Below are 20,745 nucleotides of genomic sequence, written 5' to 3'. Positions count from 1 at the left end.
ATGTATCTGAACGTCCACTCTCATTATAGCCTGCGTTATGGCACAATCGCAATCCCTAAGCTGATCGAAGCAGCAGCGGCTAAAGGAATTACTCAAATGGTACTGACCGATCTGAATAATTCTACCGGGGTTATGGAGTTCTGGAGGGCATGTAATGCCAATGGGATTAAACCAATTGGCGGGTTAGAATTCCGCAGAAACAAAAGATTACTCTACATCGGTATTGCCAGAAATAAAGAAGGCATGAAGGAGTTAAATGATTTCCTGACCTTTCATAACCTGAAACAGCAGGAACTGCCCGATCAGCCGCCTGTATTTAAGCATTGTTTCCTCGTTTATCCTTATGTACAGGGGAAAATACTCAGAGAAAATGAGTTCCTGGGAATTCGTTTTGATGAATTACACCAGTTTTACGGGAAAGATATCACCGGTTTTGCAGCTAAACTTGTCGTTTTACAGCCTGTCGTGTTTCTGGACAAAATAGGTTATCGTTTACATGAATATCTGCGGAGCGTTGATCTGAATACACTTTTAACTAAAACAAGTAAAGCCGATAAATGCAGTCCTTCGGATACTTTCCTGCCCCTGGGAGAACTGGAAGCCCGGTTTAGCAAATACCCTTTTATCCTGGAAAATACGCGGCTGCTGCTGGACAGCTGTGTGATGGATTATGAACAGGGTAAGCTCAAACTGAACCGGAAAACCTTTACCGGAAGTATGGCCAGAGACAAAGAATTGCTCGAAGAACTGGCGATGAAAGGTTTAGCAGAACGCTATGGAGAAGGTCATGAAAAGGCATTGGAGAAAGTAAAATATGAACTTAAAATTATCCATGACCTGAATTTCTGTGCTTATTTTTTAATTACCTGGGATATTATTCAGTACTCGGTAAGCCAGGGTTATTATCATGTGGGGCGTGGTTCCGGAGCGAACAGTACCGTGGCTTACTGCATGAGGATCACTGATGTTGACCCTTTGGAGCTGGACCTTTACTTTGACCGGTTTCTTAATGCACAGCGAACTTCTCCTCCCGATTTTGACATCGATTATTCCTGGGATGAACGGGAAAATGTACAGCAGTATATTTTTGAGAAGTACGGTGCAGCACATACGGCTTTATTAGGCACAATGTCTACTTTCAAAGACCGTTCTGTGATCCGGGAAATTGGCAAGGTGATGGGTTTGCCCAAGGCAGAAATTGACAGCTTTACAGACCGTACACAGGATCTGGCTAACCAGAGTAATCCTACTTTCAAAAAGATCATGGCTGTTTCCGGTCTGATGAGCAGTATGCCTAACCAGCGCAGTATCCATGCGGGCGGAGTTTTGATTTCTGAAGAACCCATCACTTATTATACAGCGCTGGATCTGCCCCCTAAAGGAATGGCTACCGTACAATGGGATATGTACGAAGCAGAACTGATCGGTTATGACAAATATGATATTTTAAGTCAGCGCGGTATTGGTCATATTAAAGAAGCCGTAAGACTGGTGGAGCAGAATCTGGGTTTGAAAATAGATGTGCACCAGGTTAAGAAATTCATGAAAGACCCGGCGCTGAATGTCAGGCTGCAATCCGGGAACACAATCGGTTGTTTTTATATCGAATCACCTGCTATGCGCCAGCTACTGGCTAAACTCAAATGCAGCAATTACCTTACATTGGTTGCTGCCAGCTCTATCATCCGGCCTGGTGTGGCACAATCGGGTATGATGAAGACTTATATTCAGAATCACCATCAACCAGAAACTGTGAAATACCTGCATCCCGTGATGAAAGAACAGATGCGTGAAACTTATGGGGTGATGGTCTATCAGGAAGATGTGATCAAGGTCTGTATCCATTATGCGGGCATGAATGGCAGTGATGCCGATATATTACGCAGAGGAATGAGTGGAAAATACCGTTCCCGTATGGAGTTTGATAAGTTAATTGATAAATTCTTTGCAGGTGCCAGCAGGCTGGGACGCGAAGAGGTCACCACTAAAGAAGTGTGGCGACAAGTTTCTTCTTTTGCAGGTTACAGCTTCTCTAAAGCACATTCCGCAAGCTTTGCCGTAGAAAGTTACCAGAGTCTGTTTCTGAAAACTTATTATCCGATAGAGTTTATGGTGGCTGTTCTGAATAATTATGGCGGTTTTTATCCACGCTGGTTATATGTACATGAGCTGCGTAAAGCAGGTGCCCGGGTACATCTGCCTTGCGTGAATAAAAGTACCCCGGTAGTGTCCTTAAGTGGAGCTGATGCTTACCTGGGCTTTATTGGGATACTGGGACTGACGTTAAAATTGATGGAACAGATTCCTGAAGAAAGGCATAGAAATGGAGATTACCTTGATTTAGCTGATTTTGTAAAACGTACAGCAATTAGCCTGGATCAGGCAATTATCCTGATTCGTACCGGAGCTTTACGTTTCACCGGGCGCAGTAAAAAAGAACTGCTCTGGGATGTCCATTCTTTACTCGGTTCTAAAGTGAAAGTCCTGAATCATGCACAGTTATTTGAAGCAGAACACAAACATTATCAATTGCCTGAATTAGTGAATACCACATTGGAAGATGCGTACCATGAACTTGAATTACTCGGCTTTCCACTCAGTCTTTCGCCTTTTGATCTGCTGCAAACTGTTTACCGCGGGCATCCCCAAACCAACAACCTGATCAGCTATGTTGGGCAGATCGTTAAAATGGTTGGTCTTTATGTGTGTGAAAAGACCGTGCATACCAGGAATAATAAAAAGATGTGGTTTGGTACTTTCCTGGATGCAGAAGGCAATTTCTTTGATACGACCCATTTTTCAGGCAGTACTCCATCCTATCCTTTCCGTGGAGCAGGTTGTTACCTGATTTTAGGTAAAGTAGTGGAAGACTTTGGCTATCCGAGTATAGAAGTTATCAAATTTGCCAAATTACCTATCCTTGGCAATCCTGTATTGGAATAATACTATTCATTGATAATCAGCTGTGCATGATTTACATCAATAGTAATCTTTTTTCCGATCCAGCGGAGTGAAACGATACCGTCATAGATCAGCCCTTCTACAAAAGAAGCTTTCTGATTTTCCAGTTTTGCCGAAGGAAGGTCTTTAAGTGCTATCGATTGCAGGTTAGTGGTATAAATTCTGGTTAATATTGCCGGATTAAATTCACTTGGTCTGGCATTCACTTTTACTTTTGCAGTATCTGTACTATCGATTCCCAGTAAAGGCATATATTTAGAGTTGATGCGGTAAACATTATTTCCCGAACCACTATCTATAGAAAATTGCAGGTTCAATTTATCATTGATAGTAAAATAGGCGAACATATCCAATGATTTATCTCTTGATATTTGCAGTTGTAAAGCAACTGTTTTACCCCTGGCCTTCAGCGCATCAAAGCTTTTTGGCGTTTCAAAAATCAGCTGTTTATGGGCATAATCCAGGGTCACTACCTGCTTTTTAAAGCTCATTAGAGAAATCAGTCCGTCTATCGGGCCAAAATCCACATCGAAAATTGTCAGCACCGGATGTGTTTCCGTAAAACTTCCTATAGTCAAAGAAGTGGCATCATAAAGATCAGCATCAAGCTTCTCTCCGGTCGCCCTGAAGGCCGTGTAACCTCCATCCTGCTTTTTTAATCCTTTGATTTTATCTGAGAACTTTTTGGTGACCAGCGTTAAGCCCGCACCGGTATCGAATACAAAATTGCCTTCCACACCATTGATTTTTGCTTTGACCATTATATGTCCCTGGTTGGTTATGGTAATCGGAACAGTGGTCTGTGCTTGTAATGTCTCGCTGGTTAATGCGATAAAAATCAGAAATAATAAAGGTTTTAAGTAGCAGCGTGCTGATTTTGGCATAAAAAATGGAAAGTTGAAGATACAAAAGAAGATTTAAAAAAAACTCTACCTTTAAAAAATATTATATAACGATTATTATACCTTTTAAATGCAAAACAAAGCGCTCAGATACCTGGTATTACTTTTAACTCTATGTTGTTTTTCTTCTTGTTTCCAAATCATTGAAGAGATTAATATGGCCAATGATGGCTCAGGAACAGTGAATCTGACAGTGAATTTAAGTGCGAGCAGATCTAAAGTAGCCTCTATCATGCTTTTAGATAGTATCAATGGGTATAAAGTACCGACCAAACAAACTATTCAGAAAGAAATGGACGAAATAGTTGCCTATTTGAAAAAATCAAAAGGGATTAGTAACGTCAAAAAGAAAGTAGATTTTGATAATTATATCGTGAGCATAAGTTTCGCTTTTGAACAGGTTTCTAATATTAACAACATTAACCAAAGCGTGCTCAAGAAGTTAAAGATCAAGGCGGTAAATAACTCTTCTTACACTTATTCTATAGCAACCAGTACTTTTCAACGCAATTATACCCATACTAAAGAAGCAGTTATACAATATAACAAGCTGAAGCCAGAAGTGAAAAACGTCTTTAAAGAAGCCACTTATACCAGCATTTACAGGTTTGAAAAACCAGTTGTCAGTTCCACTAATCCACTGGCTAAAGTTTCAAAATCTAAAAAAGCAATTTTACTGAATACAGGCATTCTGGGCCTGATTAATGGTAAAACCAATATCTCTAATCAAATTATCCTGTCTAAATAACCTGCTATAATATATTCTCATGAATCATTTTTCTAAATGTGCCGTTACTGCTATTTTTTCTCTAGTTGCACTGGGTGCAAATGCACAAGACCTGGTCAGTAAAATCCCGGCAGATGCCAAAGCTGTGGTTACCCTTAAAGGGGACAACCTGATCGAACTGATGTCCGTAAAAGAGTTCAATAGTACTTTTCTGGGCAAAAAAATGCTCGGAAAAATGCCTGAATCTGTAAAAGGCCAGACTAAAACTATCGCAGATTTTGGGATTAACCTGTCTTCAGTTTTTTACTATTATAACCAAAGTAATGATAGTGTAAGTTATAACTGTGTCCTTGCCCCTGTTAGCAATTCAGGACAGATAGACGATTTATTCAAACAGTCTGACAAGAAATTCACGGTAAATGCTCAATTGAGATCTTTTTATAACCATGATTCTACAGAAGTGGTGATCTGGAATGATAAAATGCTGCTCTTTGTAAAGGGCAGCGGTAAAGAGTCTTATTTTTCCAGACCAGAGGTGAGCAAAAGATTAGGTTTACCAGATTATAGTTTACTAACAGATCCTGTGACCATGGCGACTGATACTGTCTATGGCGGGAATGATTATGCCACAACCGCAGATGCTGCGGTGACAGTCGCAGAACCGTATCCGGAAGAGCCAGTGGTGGCCAGGAAAAAGAAAGCTGCTGTTCACCAACATAAATCGGGGCACCATAGTCTTCCAAAGCATAAAAAGTCAAAGAAATATCCGAAAGGAAAAAAGGTAAAGAAAGCGATCAGCATTGATGAGCAACCTGTTATGGATGAGGCTTGTGTAATAGTTGACACCGCTTACACGGATAGTGCTGCTACTTACGCGCAAAATGTTGAAATTGATACCGCCACAGTAAATGCAAATAAACGGATCGCAACTATTAAGAATAAAGAGGTAGCCAGCTGGACAAAAAAGATGATTTCCGGTTTCTTCGTGACGGATAAACGTAATTCTATCTTAAGCAATAAAGATTTTGTTAAAAGTATAGATGAAAAAGCAGAAGTTACCGCATGGATTGCAAATACTGAAAAAGCGGTACTGGATTTTATGCCAACTGCAATTTTTAAAGGAATCAATGTGCTGAGCGGTTATGGAAGCGCAAATGTGAAACTTTACCTGGAAAAGGATGCCATCAGAATTGGTTCATCGATTACTTTAAGTAACGAAATGGCAGAAGCCTTTATCAAAATCAATAACAGAAAGGTAAATAAGAAGTTTCTGAACTATGTGAATGAGGATAAACTTACTGGTTATATGGCTTATGCACTGGATACTAAGGCTTATTTGCAGGAATATCCTAAGTTAATCAACCGCATGTACGGTTCAATCTATAAGGATGAAGCTGATATGGCGACCGATTTATTTTCACTGTTACTGGATGAAGAAGCGGTTAGTAAAGTAATTAAGGGTGATGCGCTTTTCATTTTCAACGGCCTAAAGCAAAATGAGGTTACTTATAAAACTTATGAGTACAATGAAGATAATTTTGAGAAAGACACGGTAACCAAAACTAAAAAAGAAACCTCTCCTGATTTCCTGTTCATGGTTTCTACAGAAGACACCAGGTTATTAAATAAATTGATTGCTTATGGAGTTAAGAAAAACGTAGTTAAGGATCAGCATGGTTATTATGAAATCTTTACGCCAAAAACACCTATGCCTCTTTATTTTGCGGTTCATGACGGGATTATCTTTGTGGGGACAAATGCCGGTGAGATTAAACAGATTGTAAGTAATCAATACCAGGCGAAGGTTTCTGCTAAACATAGGGATGCAATTCTGAAAAGTAACTTCTCTGCCTATTTCAGTGCTAAAAGACTGGCTGGAAAGATTCCTGCCAATGGAGTGACCAATCCTCAACAGTTGATTAAAACGAACACACTGTTAAACTCCTTAGGAGATATTTATCTGAAATCTAACCAGATGAAAGGAAATGTGTTTTCTGGTGAAATCAGCATGGATATCCCGGCGAAGCAGGAAAATGCGCTGAAATATTTGTTCTCTATTGCTGAAGATGTAGAAAAATAAGGATGAAGAAGATATTTATAACAGCAACAGGTATAGTTTTACTGTTGCTGTTAGCTGTTTACGGCTTACTTCAATATAGACAGTACAGTTCTTATCAGAACAGGATTCATCAGCATGCTGCGCTGATTTTTAAAATCAATGTAGACCATATCGTGAAAAAGAGAGGTTTGGGCAACTTAAAAAGTGACTCTCGTGGATTTGGTGTACCCGCTAATATTTTCGTTTATACGGTTAGCAATAAATCAGCACTGACTTTTTTCTGCTCTTTACCGGTAACCGATACCGCCGAATTAAAGACTTATCTTAAAAAATCATTTCAGATTAATCATTTTATAGTAGATACACAGGGGTCAGTTTGGGGAAATAACCAGAATCAAAGTATAAAGATAGCTTATAATGACAAGAACGTAGTGGTCAGTTACTCTTTAGTAAAGGAAAATGTAAATGATATTATGGAAGAACTGCTGGCGGGAAAAAGTTTTCTGGCAGATACAGCCGATAGAATTGCCAGGCTGAAAAAGGAAGATGCCCCTGTCGTTTATGATTTCAAAAATTATTCCGGACAGGCAAGCTTCGCTGATCACCGTATTTTATTAAATGGGACATTTCCTGTGGAGGATTTTGGCGTAACGGATGCTTTGAACCGCCCTGCTGCTGTAACTAAAGGATTAAGTGTGAATGCGTGGGTAAATGGGCGATTAAGCAGGTTATTCACGAAGGATATCAGGTTTAAAGATTATGTACTCAACAAAGACTCCTTATTAAAGTACTATAAAGGGTACGCGGCTATTGAAGTTGGAAATACGGTAAATCAGTCTCAGCCAGTAATCAGCTATACTTACAACGACGAATTTGAAAAGATCGAACAGCTGGTCCAGAAAGAGGTTAAGGTTCCGGAAATCACCTTATCTTTAAATGGAAATACGTCATCATTGGTTCATTACTTGCAAAAGCAAAGGGTTATTGGGGCTGATAATCAGCTGAATAAAGAATTGTTTCCTTTGTATGAAGTGTATGGTCAGTATGATAACCGGGTGTTACAATTCAGTACGAATAAAGCCAGACCAATGATTTCTGCAGTTCCAACTACTCCTTATTTCCTTTTTGCGGAACTGGATTTTGATCAGATCAGAAAGCAAAACCAGTTTCCTGTGTTTAACAGTTATATCAAAAAATTGAGTTCGCTGAAGGTGAAGGCGATTAAACAAAATCATCAGGTAGGAAAAGTAGAAATTGAACTGAAGTTTAATCAGGAGTTCAGTTTTTAGCCTCAATAATTCTCCTTTTAAAAGATTAAGGTATTTCTTATTCTTTAAATATTCGCTGCATCTTATCTAAATCTTCGCTGCATCGCTAAAAAGAAACCAGGCAATAATTAAGGTGATGAAAATGTTAAACAGTTGTGCCAATAAAAATGCATACAATGGCTTCTTATTCTCGTTCTTAAAAAGATCTTTAAAGTTAGTTTCCAGACCAATACTGGTAAAAGCGAGCGTGAACCATGCATTTTGCAGGTTTTTAAGACTATCCTTTACCGGAGCTGCTGTAGCTGGCGATAAAAAGAAGGAGAAAACTACCGAAGCGCCTATAAAAGCCAGCACAAACTTTGGGAATCTCTCCCAGATTACTTTTAAAGTGGGTTTTTCTACGACATCGCTGCCCTTCGCAGTTTTATGATAAGACCAGTAAATACTAATGGCAAAAGCTGCAATTCCGAGCAGCACATTCTGTGAAAATTTAACGATAGTACTGATCTTTAACGCTTCCTCTCCTACTAAAGTCCCGGATGCCACAACGGCTCCTGTAGTATCTATACTGCCACCCAGCCATGCACCTGTTACTTGTTGCGGGAAAGAGAAATAAGCTGCGATATAAGGCATAAAGATCATCATCGGGATTGCAGTAATGAGTACCATAGAAATCACATAAGACAACTTTTTAGGATCGCCTTTAATGGCTCCTGAAGTAGCAATCGCAGCAGAAACACCGCAAATAGAGACTGCACTGGAGATCATCATAGTCAGTTCATCGTCTACTTTCAGCTTTTTACAAAGCCAGAATGCAAAATACCATACAGAGAGTACTACAATTAATGCCTGTATCAGTCCTAATGAGCCTGCTTTAAGAATATCTGAGAAAATAACCGTGGTTCCAAGTAGTACAAGTCCAATTTTAACAAAAAGCTCGGTAGATAGCGTGTCTTTGAACCATTGCGGAAGTTTAAACAGGTTACCGATAATCAGGCCGATAGCCAGGCTAAAGATCACAGCTTCCAGGTTAATTGATTTGATCAATGAATTTCCGGCTGCGATCAGGGCAAAAATGGTGAGCAGATATACTGCAGGAAAACTAATTAGAAAGTTCCTGACTGGTTTGCCGGTGAACCTTGCACCAATTGCACCGACTATCAGTACAAAAACAAACTGAATGAAGATTGTCGCTAGGTTATCTGTATTAAAAATAGCAGTTCCAAGTTCAGCAGGGCTGCTCCATTTATAGACGGGTACAGGAACTATATAAAAAATAAGAGAAAAGAGAATGACAAGAGATCCCAGGATAACTACTGCCCAATCTTCATGGAGAGGTTTGATTTTATCAGTCATTGGTAACAATTAAGGTCAAGGTTATAGTTGGTTAAGCACCCTAATATATTAAAATTTAATGCATACGATATAATATATATTAATCCATTTTTCCAATCAACTTCAATCCTGTCTCCATTTCGTCTTTCGTTAAAGAAGTATAACCTTTAAACTCAGAAAAACTAAAAAATGAAGAGACATGACTGTAAGCTGGCAAACCTGTAAAGCAGCTATTGCTAATCCGATAAAGGCACTTAAATAGGAATAGAAGCTGGTTTAAATAATCAAAACGTAAAACTACCTGAATTAAAGAATGCGTAGTTCTACGTTATGGGTTCTATATTTTTCTACTCTATATTTGGATCATTAAACCCCAAATATTCAAAAAATGAAAGATCTGCAAACGCTCAAATTTTATTGGTTAAGGTATGAAGTTAGCGCTATTGAAGAGTTAATTGACAGCTCTGATGGAATAGATAACTTTGTATTTTCTTACTATTATCCAGCTACTGATCAGGCAGGTGAACCGCTACAATTAGTTGCCTATGCGCATATGGTAAATGCTGCTTATCCTGAGGGTACCTATAGTACTTATTATGATACTTTAACAATTGATGAGAACAACACTGAGGAAATTAGTGGCCCTGTAATATTGAGTAATAATATACTCTCACTAGCTCAAATGCTGGAATTAATTGATATTCCTGAAAAACCTGATTATTTAGTTCTTGTTCCGAACTTAAGTTCAGACAGACATGTGTATTACAGTGTAGAAGCGCAGTACAATGATGCTTCAACAATTGGTAATGCACAGAAACCGGCTTTGTCCGGCCCACCTCCTAAAGATACTAATCCGTCTCCTCCTGCTACCTAAACCAGGGAAATGCTACCTCATTTATTGCGTATGCTACAAGTTATCCTGGATTGGTCAGAAGTCTGGGCGCTATTGATTCCAGCTACTGTCTTGCTGTATAAAAAGCAACCGGCTATTCATCGGCCGGTTGCTTTTTATATATGGATTGCGCTACTCATCAATAGCTGTATAGATATGATCTGGAAGTTTAGAATCCCGCTTCCCATGAACTTTAGTTCAAACAACTGGTTGTATAATTTACACTCAGTAGTGACGTTCTTTTTGTTCAGTTCATTTTTTATTGGGCTTAAACAACCGTTTATAGTCAGAATAAAAAAGATAATCCAATTTGCCTTTATCGTTTTTTTATTAGTCAATTTTATTTTTTACGAAAACTTTTTTGACCATTGGCGATTGAGCAGCCGATTATTATCAGTTGAAGCAATTTTATTGTTGTTTTACTCATTAAGCTATTTTTTATTTAAGGTTCACGAAAACGTGAATGTGAATATATTCACAAGTGACTTCTGGATTGCGACCGGCCTTGGCTTGTATGTAGCTGTTAATTTCTTTATTTTTCTTTTGTACAATGAACTTACTATACACATGATAAATTTCGCAATCAACCTATGGAATGTCCATAATATCTCTTATATCGTTTTTAACCTCTTCATTGCTAAAGGTTTCTATGCAGCTGGTAAACATTGATATCAGACTTTTTCTTGTAGTAGGTATTGCAGCAATGCTATTGCTGTTTATTAGCTTTTTGCTGATTTTTATATTTACACAACGTAAGAAATTACAGTATCAGAATGCTCTTCAGGCCTTAAATGAACGGCAAAAGAATCAACTGATAGAAGCGGCAATCAAAAGTGAAGAGGCTGAAAGGCATCGTATAGCCGAAGAATTGCATGATGAAGTAGGTGCAATTCTAGCCGCTTCCAAACTACATTTTCGCAGCATCAAATTGAGCACAGGAGAATATAATCAGAGCATCTATATTAAAGCCAAAGAGTTACTGGACGAAGGGATCAAAAAGGTAAGAAATATATCCCACAGTCTCCATTCTGCAATTTTGCAGGAGTTTGGATTAAATGAAGCCATCAGTCAGTTTGCTTTAAAAATTTCGCATGAATCTCTGATTGGAGTTACAGTTGAGCTTGATCATGTACACCACTACCCTATGATAAATGATATCAGCGTTTATCGTATTGTTCAGGAACTGCTCAATAATATTATTACACATGCACAGGCTACTAAAATTCATATCATTTCTGAGTATACAAGCCAGGAATTAATCATGAAAATTTCACACAATGGCCTGGGCCTGACTCAGCAGCGTTTTGAAGAATTGCGGTTTGAGAAAAATGGTCTGGGTCTTAAGAACATACAAAACAGAGCCATATCCCTGAATGGAAAACTGATATTCTCCCAGCAGGAAACAGGTTATCAAATTAATATTCACGTTCCAACTAACCAGATAAATACATGAGCACAATAAAAATAGCAATAGCAGATGATTATGCAATATTCCGGGATGGCTTAAAAGTAGGTCTGAACCAGGATAAAGCGATGGAGGTAGTCCTGGAAGCAGGAAATGGCGCCGATCTGCTGGATGGATTGTCACAAAATGAAGTAGATGTCATTTTGATGGATCTGAGGATGCCAGGAATGGATGGCATGGAGGCTACCAAACAAATACGAAAGAAATATGAGCATATCCGGATCATTGCGGTCACTTTACATGATGAAGATAGTTTTGTAGTTCATCTGATGGAAATTGGTGCACATGCTTATTTGCTGAAAGATGCTGATCCTGTTGACATCAGGGAAGCCATATACGCCGTGCACCTGCATGGTTATTATTTTAATGAGCTGATGAATAAGGCACTGCTCAAAAAGTTGATTAACAAAGGGAACTTCAAACCTGCATTTACAAATAAAGTTGCCTTATCAGAACGTGAGCTGGAAGTCCTGCAATTAATTTGCGATGAAAAAACAGCCATTGAAATTGGTTCGGCAATTTTTTTAAGTCCGCGTTCTGTAGAAGGGATCAAACAGCGTCTTATTGATAAAATTGGTGTCCGCAATACTGCCGGCCTTGTATTATTCGCTGTAAAAAACGGGCTGATATAACCCTTTAACTAAGTAGAATTACTCATTATTTTCTTTGCGTAGATCTACTATGGCTATTTTCCTGTGATCTTCCGTCCTTTATATCGTGCAATGAAGCTTCAAATTAACGCACCTAAAAAACTATTTTATTTAACAAATTAAATTATGGCAAAGTTAAAATTAACTCACGCAGAATTAGCTGCACTTGATGCCCTTATTGCAGAGATGCAAGGTGGCCACGAAGGGATCGAAGCGGAAATCGGAGATGTTAAAGCATTTATTACCGCAGTTGTAAAAGTAACCGCCAAGGCTACAAGAGTTGCAGTAAAAGCAACTCCTTATGTGACTGACATCGTAGAAGTAGCAACTGCTATTTTAGGTAAAGAAACTCATGATGAAGCCAGCAAATCATTAGAACAGCATGCTAAAGCTGGTATCAACGTTCAGCAACTAATAGAACTTCGTAAAAAGTTTAATTAATTACTGTTTTAAGGGCGGGCCTGATTGCACCCGCCTTTAAAATTTAATCCTCTTCAATATGGCCACAGATATCAATATTATTTATGAAGCTATAGTCGCAAGTTTTCTTGCCATATGGTTTTTGCTCACCGTTTTATGCCAGTTCAGAAGTACTAAATTTTCTAATTATATCAGACACACGATTGATATTTTCGGTTTGGTTCCATTATGGACGTTTTTTGCACCTAATCCTGGAAAAAGTGATTATCATTTATTGTACAGAGATAAAATTGACGAAGAGAGTAATAGTGAATGGGAAGAAATGGACATCACTGAAGAGCGTTCTTTGTGGTCATGGTGCTGGAATCCTGATAAAAGGGATAAAAAAATATTATCAGATGTGATTCAAAGCTTAATTGCAAGTATTCCACACTATAAAAGTAACAATGGATATGATCTGCTGATGTTCTCTATGCCATATTTGATTGTATTACATGCGGTAAGCCATTGTGAATGCCAGGCAGGAAGTGCACAACGGCAGTTTATGCTTGCCGAAACTTCAGGGTATTTGAAAGAGAATCCACCTTCTGTTATTTTATTGTCTGTATTTCACCAAATATAAATTTGAATTATGATATCTATTATAGAAACCAACCGGCTCATTTTAATCATTTTAAGTATTGGCTTGTTCATCTCCACTATGGAGTATATTAAAAAGATTCAGATCTTCTCTTCGACAGGCTTACTTTCATGGAATGTAATGCAGTTACGTTGGGAAAATAAAGATCACAACTCATTTTTCAGCCCCTTGTTTAAGTTATTTAATGAGAAAGGGCTGACTGTTATTTTTGGCTTGAGATGCTTTATTATTTTAGGATTGATATTTTTTCCTTTAGAAAGCACTTATGGCTGGATCTTGGTCGGATTATTAGGTGGTAGCTTGCTGGCAAGTTCTATGATAACTTTTTATGGAAGTGACGGTTCAGATCAGATGAATATGCTGATTATTATCACACTTTTTCTTTGTCATTTACCGCTGGGTACAGGTTCCCGTTTAGCTACCATAGGACTTTGGTTCATCGCACTTCAAACTTGTCTTTCCTACACGGTTGCAGGTATTGCTAAACTGGCTTCAGCAGAATGGCGTGCTTCTACAGCGATTAAGGATGTGTTTTCCACTAAGACTTATGGTTCACAATGGGCTGCATTATTAATGAAAAAATATCCCGGGCTAAATGTATTTTTGTGCTGGAATGTAATGATCATGGAAACCTTATTTCCATTATGCCTGATTCTGCCTTTTAATTATGCATTGGTTTTTATCATCTGGGGCTTTCTGTTCCATTTGTTTACGGCTATTATTATGGGATTGAATTCATTCTTCTGGGCTTTTATGGCTGCTTACCCTGCTTTATTTTTTGTCAATTATCAGATTCAATCTTATTTGTATTAACCAGGAAATTACAATGTCATCAACTTTAACCGGAAAAAAAGATATCATACTGTTTGATGGAATTTGTAATTTCTGCAACAGTTATATCAATTATGTGATTAGCCACGATCAGCATAACCGATTCGTTTTTGCTTCTTTACAAAGTGACGTAGCCAAAGAATTATCAGCCATTCACCATATCAACCTGCTAGATCTGAACAGTATAGTCGTGATCAACAACAGAAGAGTTCTTACCCGTTCTGATGGGATTATCCATATAGCTAAACATTTAAAGAGCAGGTGGTCATGGTTATTGTTCCTGATTGAATTTATTCCGCGTTCTGTCCGGAATTATGGTTATACATTATTCGCCAGCCGCCGGTATTCCTGGTTTGGGCAAATGAACAGTTGTGTAGTTCCGACTCAGGAAATGAGAAAGAAATTCCTGATTTGAGTGTGGGTGGTGGTGTTTTAATAATTACCAGCTCATGATATCCATCACTCTTTTAAACTCTTCGTGTATATCGGCTTTTAAATGAATATCTTCTTTGGTAACCGGGTGTTTGAAGCTGAGTTCTGAAGCGTGTAATAGCATCGTTGTCATTTCCCACTGCTCTTTGAAGAACCTGTTTTGTTTGTTACACCCATGTTTCCGGTCACCAATAATTGGGTAAAAGATATGTGCAAAGTGTTTACGAAGCTGGTGCATACGTCCGGTTGCAGGGGTTGCTTCTACTAAAGAGTATCTTGAAGTAGGGTGCTGACCCAAAGCAATATCAAGTTCCGCTCTTTTTAAGGTAATAAACGAAGTAAAAGCTTCTTGAATTGCACCGTTTTCTTTCACTAATGGGTAATCGATATCCTGGCTGTCAGGTGCATAGCCTCTAACAATTGCAAGGTATTTCTTTTGTATTTCTCCATTTTGAAACTGCTGATGCAATGCAATTTCAACATCTTTCCCGAAAGCAAATAACAATAAACCACCTGTTTTTCTATCTAAACGATGTACAGGACTTACGCGTCTGTTCACCTGATCTCTTAAGAGTTGTAAGGCAAATTCTTTCGCATCGGTTGCAATGGAGGAACGATGTACAAGTAGTCCGTGTGGTTTATTGATCGCAATGATATGATCATCCTGGTATACGATTTCAAGCATTAATTTTTTTCGCGAATATAGCTTTTTATAAATTCTCCGGGAGATGAAAGTTCTGATTTATGGAATATCTTTTAAACAGATTCTTATATTGCCCCATCATGAAATTAGATCAGGGCATCATCAAGAAAAGTAAGTGGATGTGGGAAAATTGTTTGCCTCATATCTCTGTAGACAGCGTAGTATTCGGCTTTCATGAAAACCAGCTTAAAGTATTATTACTCAAAATGAATGTTGCCCGGAAATGGTTATTACCAGGCGGTTATATTCTTAAAAATGAAAGTTTACAAGATGCAGCGAAACGTGTTTTGTTTGAACGTACAGGTGCGGAACGGGTCTATTTGCAAGAATTTGGTGTATTTGGGGCAATAAACCGTTCTGAAGGATTCTTTGAAGGCTATGAGGATGATTTGTGGTACAAACAACGTTTTATCTCTGCCGGGTTCTATGCTCTGGTAGATTACACCGGGGTAAATGTGAGCGCAGATGAATATAGTGAAACCTGTGAATGGCGAAGTATTGATGATTTGCCGGAATTAGCGATGGATCATCAATTAATCTATACGAATGCTTTAACTGTATTAAGACAACAACTAAGCTATAAACCAATTGGCCTGAATTTACTTCCGGAGAAGTTTACGCTGCCGGAGTTGCAAAAGCTGTATGAAACGATATTGGGGAAACCATTAAACAGAGGTAATTTTTACCGCCGTATGATGCGTTTTGACATCCTGATCAAACAAGAAGACCTGCGTAAAGGTGGGGCGCATAAAGCACCCTACCTTTACAGCTTTGATCCTCTGAAATATCATGAGTCCCTGCAAGGGCTCGATTGGTAAGTGCTATTTCCAGCCACCACCCAAAGCACGGTAAAGATTAACCATAGCTTGCATTTTTTGCAAATGATCACTTACGCCACTCAATTGTGCTGCTAATAAGCTTTGTTCTGAGGTTAACACATCAGTATAGTTTGTCGCAGAGCTAAAGCGTAACAAGTCTTGTGTGTAATCAACTGCTTTAACCAGTGCTGCAACTTGTTTAGCTCTTGAATCTTGCTTTTCAACAGCCGTCTGATAAGCATAAAGTGCGTTTGAAACCTCTTGTCCTGCAACCAGCAAACTTTGCTGGAAGTTATTCAATGCCTGGATTTGTGCCGACTGAGCAGTTTTTAAACGTGCTTTATTTAATCCCTGGTTGAAAATTGGCTGCGTCAGCCCTCCTACTAAATTATAGAAGACAGAATGGTCGAAAAAGTCTTTCAAAGTTAAATTTGAGAAACCAGCAGAAGCCGTTAAAGTTAAACTTGGATAGAAATAAGTTTTAGCCAGATTTGTATTCTCAAATGCCCCTCTGAAAGCAAGCTCTGCCTGTTGAACATCAGGACGGTTTTGTAATAACTGCGCAGGAACACCGGTTGCTAAATCTGAAGGAACAGCTTGTGCTTCCATAGTACTTCTGTCTATAGATCCTGGATTTTCAGCCAGTAATATGCTGATTGCGTTCTCTGTTTCACGGATACTTCTTTTCAAGTCTGGTATAGAAACTTCAGTAGCATAACGGCTCGCCTCACTTTGTACTACGGCTGCACCATTAACTACTGCGCCTTCTTTCAGCGCTTTCATCGTTTCTACGTTCGCAATCCTGCTTTCCAGTGTTTTTTGCGTAATAGCCAATTGCTGATCTAAAGCCAGTAATCCATAATAGTTATTCGCAATATCAGCAATCAATTGCGTCTGAACAGCTTTCTTAGCTGCATCAGTTTCCAGGTATTTCGCTAAAGCCGCACGTTTACTACTGCTCAGTTTACCCCATATATCTGCTTCCCACGAAGTACTCATGGATAATTTATAAGTATTCGTCAGCGTATTGATATTAATTCCTGGAGGAAAATTTAAACCCGCAGAAGACTGTTTGCTTCTTGTGGCAGTTGCATCTGCACTCAAAGTTGGTAAAAAAGCCAGTTTTGCCTGCTGCAAGGTAGCCTGAGCCTGCAAAATGTTTTGGATTGCATTTTTCAGGTTTACATTCTGGTCAAGGCCTTTTTGGATCAGTACTTTTAGCTTCTCATCTGTAAACAGCGTCTGCCATGGCTGTGAAGCCATAGTTGCAGAATCTGTTACATTTTGTCCGCGATACAATCCATCAGTTTTTACCTGGGGTGTTTCGTAAGTTTTCGTTACCGAGCACGCACTAAAAAAGGTTGCGGCGACCAGTAAAGCAAAAACCTGTTTGTTATATTTATGAGTCATCTTATTCTGTTCTAAAATTTAAAATCAACTAAGCAGTTGGTGGTTCAAGAAGCTTGTGTTCTTCAGCACCTGCTATCCTTTTAGTCTGATGTTCTTCTTCCTCTTCCTCATCGTCATAGCTTTTTCTGGCTGGTCCGCTGATTTTTTCTTGTAAGGTCTGGAAGATGATAAACAATACAGGGATCACAAATACACCCAGAAGAGTTCCGATAAGCATTCCACCTACTGCGCCGGTACCGATTGACTTATTTCCAACTGCACCCGCACCTGTAGAGAACATCAGGGGTACTAAACCAAAGATAAAGGCAAAGGAAGTCATCAGAATTGGCCTTAAACGTGCCACTGCACCTTCAATCGCTGACTGTACAATCGGCATTCCGTTTCTTCTCCGGTCCAGCGCAAATTCTACAATCAGAATACCATTTTTGGCAAGTAATCCGATCAGCATGATCAGGGAAATCTGGAGATAAATATTACTGTTCAGTTTAAAGATAATGGAAAACAGATAAGCACCTGCCAATCCAAAAGGAATGGATAGCAATACAGCGAATGGAAGAATATAACTTTCATACTGTGCACTTAACAAAAAGTAGACAAAGATCAGACATAAAACAAAGATAAATACGGTTTCACTACCTGAAGCCAGCTCTTCTCTGGTCAAACCTGAAAAGTCAAATCCATATCCCGCAGGTAAGTTTGAAGCGGCTACTTCCTGAATGGCCTTAATCGCGTCACCAGAACTAAAGCCCGGATTAGGTGCTCCTGTGATGGATATAGAGCTGAACAAGTTGAACCTTGAAATGGATTCCGGACCATATACCCTGGTCATTTTCACAAATTCTGTGATCGGTGCCATATTACCAGCATTATTTCTCACAAAGATTTTGTTCAATCCTTCTGGATTTGCACGGAATTCGGCTGCTGCCTGAACCATCACTCTGTATTGCTTACCAAACTTGTTAAAGTTAGAGGCATATAATCCACCATAATAACCTTGCATCGTCTGCAGAACCGTATTTACAGTAACGCCCGCATCTTTACATTTCTCCAGATTTACATCCATCAGATATTGCGGGAAACCAGGGTTAAAAGGTGTTGTGGCATATTGGATCTCCGGACGTTTGGAAAGTGCAGCAAGAAACGTAGTATTTACCTTGAAGAATTCATCAGTGGTATGTCCGCCTTTATCTTGTAACTGGAACTCAAATCCACCACTCTGACCAAATCCCTGGATGGTTGGAGGCGAAATAAAGAAGATACTTGCTTCTCTGATTCCAGCTGTTTTGGCAAAAAGCTGTCCGATTACCTGATCGACACTCAATTTACGGTCATCCCAGGTTTTTAATTTCAAAATAACCATACTGTATGCACTACCTGCACCAGCGGTGAAATTCTGCCCTACAATACGTAAGGTGTTTTGAACTCCCGGAATCGTATGTGCAATACTATCAACCTGTTTAGCGATCGCTGTTGAACGCTCCATAGAAGAAGACGGTGGTAAACTGATATTCGCAAATATTGTTCCCTGATCTTCTGCCGGTACAAAGGCCGAAGGTGTAGTTTTCATCATGTAAAACAAAGCAGCACCTGCAATTGCGATACTTCCCAGCACAATCCATTTCTTAACTGAAAGAAACTGTACAGAACGTTTGTATTTATTGGTTAAATTATCAAATGCAACATTAAAAGCGGTATAAAATCTTTGTACAAAGCTTTGATGCTTATGATCGTCTGCATGCGGTTTCAATAATAAGGCACAAAGCGCAGGGCTCAAAGTTAAAGCGTTAATCGCTGATAAGATAATCGCTACTGCCAGTGTAATACCGAATTGCTTGTAAAATACACCTGTAGATCCTGTGATAAAGGTTACCGGAATAAATACTGCCGCCATAACGAGCGTAATCGAAATAATCGCACCCGATATTTCACTCATTGCATCAATGGTAGCTTTCTTGGCTGATTTATAACCGTTGTCGAGTTTGGCGTGGACCGCTTCGACGACTACAATCGCATCATCGACCACAATTCCAATGGCCAGTACTAAAGCGAAAAGAGTTAATAGGTTGATCGTGAAACCAAATAAGTTCAGGAAAAAGAAAGTACCAATAATTGCTACCGGTACTGCAATTGCAGGTACCAAAGTAGACCTTAAGTCCTGAAGGAAAATAAATACAACAATAAATACCAGGATAAAGGCTTCAACCAGTGTGTGAATTACTTTGTCAATTGAAGCATCAAGATTCTCATTGACATCGACAAGCGTAGTATACTTTACCCCTTTAGGGAAAGTTTTGGCAGCTTCTTCAATGATCTTCTTTGAATTGTTGATGACGTCCCTTGCATTGGAACCAGGTGTCTGACTAATTGCCACACCCACTGATTCTTTACCATTGGTTTCAATGGTCGCGGTATAACTTAATGCACCCAATTCAACTTTAGCAACGTCCTTTAAGCGTAATAGCTGACCGTTACCAGCAGATTTAATAATGATATTCTCAAATTCTGTAGGTGTTGTTAAACGACCTTTATATTTAATTACGTATTGAAAAGCCTGGTTGCCATTTTCACCAAATTTACCTGGTGCAGCTTCAATATTCTGTTCTGCCAATGCAGCGGAAATATCGCTTGGTATCAAACTATATTGTTGCATCATATCTGGTTTTAACCAGATACGCATTGAATAATCTTTAGAACCGAATACAGTGGCGTCCCCTACTCCGGTAACACGCTGGATTTGTGGCACTAAATTGATCTTTGCATAGTTTTGCAGGAATGTCTGATCATAAGTTTTATCATCACTGTATAAAGCAAAAATCAACAGGTTACTACTTTGGCTTTTCGTTACTGTTACCCCTGCCTGAGTCACCTCTGCTGGTAATAAACTTGTTGCTCTGGATACCCTGTTTTGTACGTTTACAGCCGCTAAATCTGGATCTGTTCCAACTTTAAAGTAAATTTTAATACTGGCTGCACCGTCATTGGTTGCCGTAGAAGTCATGTAAGTCATGTTCTCTACCCCATTGATCTGCTCTTCGAGCGGAATAACAATACTTTTTAAAACAACATCAGCATTTGCGCCACTATAATTGGCAGAAACGTTGACTGTGGGTGGTGCAATATCTGGATACTGCGCAATCGGCAGTGACGTGAGTCCAAGTACCCCCAGAATGACAATAATCACAGAGATTACCGTAGAGAGTACTGGTCTTTGTATGAATATTTTAAACATTTG

General features: G+C 39.0%; 17 protein-coding genes. 12 read left to right on the top strand and 5 right to left on the bottom strand.

Translation table 11 applies throughout. The annotated features are described in order from the left end of the window. Entirely contained in the window at positions 1-2,943 is a 2,943-nt protein-coding gene (locus AB3G38_RS04725; RefSeq protein ID WP_367867346.1) for a DNA polymerase III subunit alpha, read from the top strand. Between the two features lie 2 nt (positions 2,944-2,945). Here AB3G38_RS04725 and AB3G38_RS04720 read toward each other — a convergent pair whose 3' ends face one another. Beyond that, a complete protein-coding gene (locus AB3G38_RS04720; protein ID WP_367867345.1) occupies positions 2,946-3,845 on the bottom strand; it encodes a retropepsin-like aspartic protease in 900 nt (299 codons plus the stop codon). A gap of 88 nt (positions 3,846-3,933) precedes the next feature. On the opposite strand from AB3G38_RS04720, the gene AB3G38_RS04715 reads away from it, so the two are divergent. From AB3G38_RS04715 to AB3G38_RS04705, 3 genes are read left to right on the top strand one after another with little or no spacing between them, the layout of a single operon-like run. Then, a complete protein-coding gene (locus AB3G38_RS04715) occupies positions 3,934-4,611 on the top strand; it encodes a hypothetical protein (RefSeq protein WP_367867344.1) in 678 nt (225 codons plus the stop codon). Positions 4,612-4,630: 19 nt separating this feature from the next. Beyond that, on the top strand, positions 4,631-6,670 hold the full coding sequence (locus AB3G38_RS04710) for a hypothetical protein (RefSeq protein WP_367867343.1): 2,040 nt from the start codon (positions 4,631-4,633) through the stop codon (positions 6,668-6,670). 2 nt (positions 6,671-6,672) lie between these two features. Beyond that, positions 6,673-7,938: a hypothetical protein gene (locus tag AB3G38_RS04705; protein ID WP_367867342.1), complete on the top strand. Its 1,266-nt coding sequence runs from the start codon at positions 6,673-6,675 to the stop codon at positions 7,936-7,938. A 66-nt stretch (positions 7,939-8,004) separates the two neighbouring features. Here AB3G38_RS04705 and AB3G38_RS04700 read toward each other — a convergent pair whose 3' ends face one another. Beyond that, positions 8,005-9,273, bottom strand: coding sequence for a YeiH family protein (locus tag AB3G38_RS04700; protein ID WP_367867341.1), 1,269 nt, complete (start codon positions 9,271-9,273; stop codon positions 8,005-8,007). A 367-nt stretch (positions 9,274-9,640) separates the two neighbouring features. Between AB3G38_RS04700 and AB3G38_RS04695 the strand changes: the two genes are divergently transcribed. From AB3G38_RS04695 to AB3G38_RS04665, 7 genes are all read left to right on the top strand, one after another. Then, on the top strand, positions 9,641-10,126 hold the full coding sequence (locus AB3G38_RS04695) for a hypothetical protein (protein ID WP_367867340.1): 486 nt from the start codon (positions 9,641-9,643) through the stop codon (positions 10,124-10,126). Between the two features lie 613 nt (positions 10,127-10,739). Beyond that, the gene (locus AB3G38_RS04690) at positions 10,740-11,597 is read left to right on the top strand and encodes a sensor histidine kinase (protein ID WP_367867339.1); all 858 of its coding nucleotides are present in this window, start codon (positions 10,740-10,742) and stop codon (positions 11,595-11,597) included. Further along, the gene (locus AB3G38_RS04685) at positions 11,594-12,241 is read left to right on the top strand and encodes a response regulator (protein ID WP_367867338.1); all 648 of its coding nucleotides are present in this window, start codon (positions 11,594-11,596) and stop codon (positions 12,239-12,241) included. Before AB3G38_RS04690 ends, AB3G38_RS04685 begins: the two co-directional genes overlap by 4 nt. 144 nt (positions 12,242-12,385) lie before the next feature. After that, positions 12,386-12,700 carry a hypothetical protein gene (locus AB3G38_RS04680; RefSeq protein WP_068398691.1) on the top strand — a complete coding sequence of 105 codons (315 nt, stop codon included), beginning with the start codon at positions 12,386-12,388 and terminating at the stop codon, positions 12,698-12,700. A gap of 58 nt (positions 12,701-12,758) precedes the next feature. Beyond that, entirely contained in the window at positions 12,759-13,301 is a 543-nt protein-coding gene (locus AB3G38_RS04675) for a hypothetical protein (protein ID WP_367867337.1), read from the top strand. Between the two features lie 9 nt (positions 13,302-13,310). Continuing rightward, the gene (locus AB3G38_RS04670) at positions 13,311-14,132 is read left to right on the top strand and encodes a hypothetical protein (RefSeq protein WP_367867336.1); all 822 of its coding nucleotides are present in this window, start codon (positions 13,311-13,313) and stop codon (positions 14,130-14,132) included. Positions 14,133-14,145: 13 nt separating this feature from the next. Continuing rightward, on the top strand, positions 14,146-14,565 hold the full coding sequence (locus AB3G38_RS04665) for a thiol-disulfide oxidoreductase DCC family protein (protein WP_367867335.1): 420 nt from the start codon (positions 14,146-14,148) through the stop codon (positions 14,563-14,565). 24 nt (positions 14,566-14,589) lie between these two features. On the opposite strand, the gene AB3G38_RS04660 is transcribed toward AB3G38_RS04665, so the two are convergent. Continuing rightward, entirely contained in the window at positions 14,590-15,267 is a 678-nt protein-coding gene (locus AB3G38_RS04660) for a pseudouridine synthase (protein ID WP_367867334.1), read from the bottom strand. Between the two features lie 98 nt (positions 15,268-15,365). On the opposite strand from AB3G38_RS04660, the gene AB3G38_RS04655 reads away from it, so the two are divergent. After that, a complete protein-coding gene (locus AB3G38_RS04655; protein ID WP_367867333.1) occupies positions 15,366-16,103 on the top strand; it encodes an NUDIX domain-containing protein in 738 nt (245 codons plus the stop codon). Positions 16,104-16,106: 3 nt separating this feature from the next. Here the strand turns inward: AB3G38_RS04655 and AB3G38_RS04650 are convergent, their stop codons facing one another. Both AB3G38_RS04650 and AB3G38_RS04645 read right to left on the bottom strand, forming a co-directional pair. Further along, positions 16,107-17,513 carry an efflux transporter outer membrane subunit gene (locus tag AB3G38_RS04650; RefSeq protein ID WP_367867332.1) on the bottom strand — a complete coding sequence of 469 codons (1,407 nt, stop codon included), beginning with the start codon at positions 17,511-17,513 and terminating at the stop codon, positions 16,107-16,109. 28 nt (positions 17,514-17,541) lie between these two features. After that, entirely contained in the window at positions 17,542-20,742 is a 3,201-nt protein-coding gene (locus tag AB3G38_RS04645; RefSeq protein WP_367867331.1) for an efflux RND transporter permease subunit, read from the bottom strand. Positions 20,743-20,745 lie beyond the last annotated feature (3 nt).

The sequence above is a fragment of the Pedobacter sp. WC2423 genome, from assembly GCF_040822065.1.
In the GTDB taxonomy this organism is placed as follows: domain Bacteria; phylum Bacteroidota; class Bacteroidia; order Sphingobacteriales; family Sphingobacteriaceae; genus Pedobacter.
Note: the sequence above shows the minus strand (reverse complement) of the source record. Positions and strands in the feature narration are given on the sequence as shown.

Coding starts and splice junctions, on each gene's coding strand:
- AB3G38_RS04670 (WP_367867336.1), top strand. CDS start 13,311: ATGATATCTATTATAGAAACCAACCGGCTCATTTTAATCATTTTAAGT.
- AB3G38_RS04705 (WP_367867342.1), top strand. CDS start 6,673: ATGAAGAAGATATTTATAACAGCAACAGGTATAGTTTTACTGTTGCTG.
- AB3G38_RS04660 (WP_367867334.1), bottom strand. CDS start 15,267: ATGCTTGAAATCGTATACCAGGATGATCATATCATTGCGATCAATAAA.
- AB3G38_RS04690 (WP_367867339.1), top strand. CDS start 10,740: ATGTCCATAATATCTCTTATATCGTTTTTAACCTCTTCATTGCTAAAG.
- AB3G38_RS04715 (WP_367867344.1), top strand. CDS start 3,934: ATGCAAAACAAAGCGCTCAGATACCTGGTATTACTTTTAACTCTATGT.
- AB3G38_RS04725 (WP_367867346.1), top strand. CDS start 1: ATGTATCTGAACGTCCACTCTCATTATAGCCTGCGTTATGGCACAATC.
- AB3G38_RS04655 (WP_367867333.1), top strand. CDS start 15,366: ATGAAATTAGATCAGGGCATCATCAAGAAAAGTAAGTGGATGTGGGAA.
- AB3G38_RS04665 (WP_367867335.1), top strand. CDS start 14,146: ATGTCATCAACTTTAACCGGAAAAAAAGATATCATACTGTTTGATGGA.
- AB3G38_RS04650 (WP_367867332.1), bottom strand. CDS start 17,513: ATGACTCATAAATATAACAAACAGGTTTTTGCTTTACTGGTCGCCGCA.
- AB3G38_RS04680 (WP_068398691.1), top strand. CDS start 12,386: ATGGCAAAGTTAAAATTAACTCACGCAGAATTAGCTGCACTTGATGCC.
- AB3G38_RS04685 (WP_367867338.1), top strand. CDS start 11,594: ATGAGCACAATAAAAATAGCAATAGCAGATGATTATGCAATATTCCGG.
- AB3G38_RS04710 (WP_367867343.1), top strand. CDS start 4,631: ATGAATCATTTTTCTAAATGTGCCGTTACTGCTATTTTTTCTCTAGTT.
- AB3G38_RS04700 (WP_367867341.1), bottom strand. CDS start 9,273: ATGACTGATAAAATCAAACCTCTCCATGAAGATTGGGCAGTAGTTATC.
- AB3G38_RS04695 (WP_367867340.1), top strand. CDS start 9,641: ATGAAAGATCTGCAAACGCTCAAATTTTATTGGTTAAGGTATGAAGTT.
- AB3G38_RS04720 (WP_367867345.1), bottom strand. CDS start 3,845: ATGCCAAAATCAGCACGCTGCTACTTAAAACCTTTATTATTTCTGATT.
- AB3G38_RS04645 (WP_367867331.1), bottom strand. CDS start 20,742: ATGTTTAAAATATTCATACAAAGACCAGTACTCTCTACGGTAATCTCT.
- AB3G38_RS04675 (WP_367867337.1), top strand. CDS start 12,759: ATGGCCACAGATATCAATATTATTTATGAAGCTATAGTCGCAAGTTTT.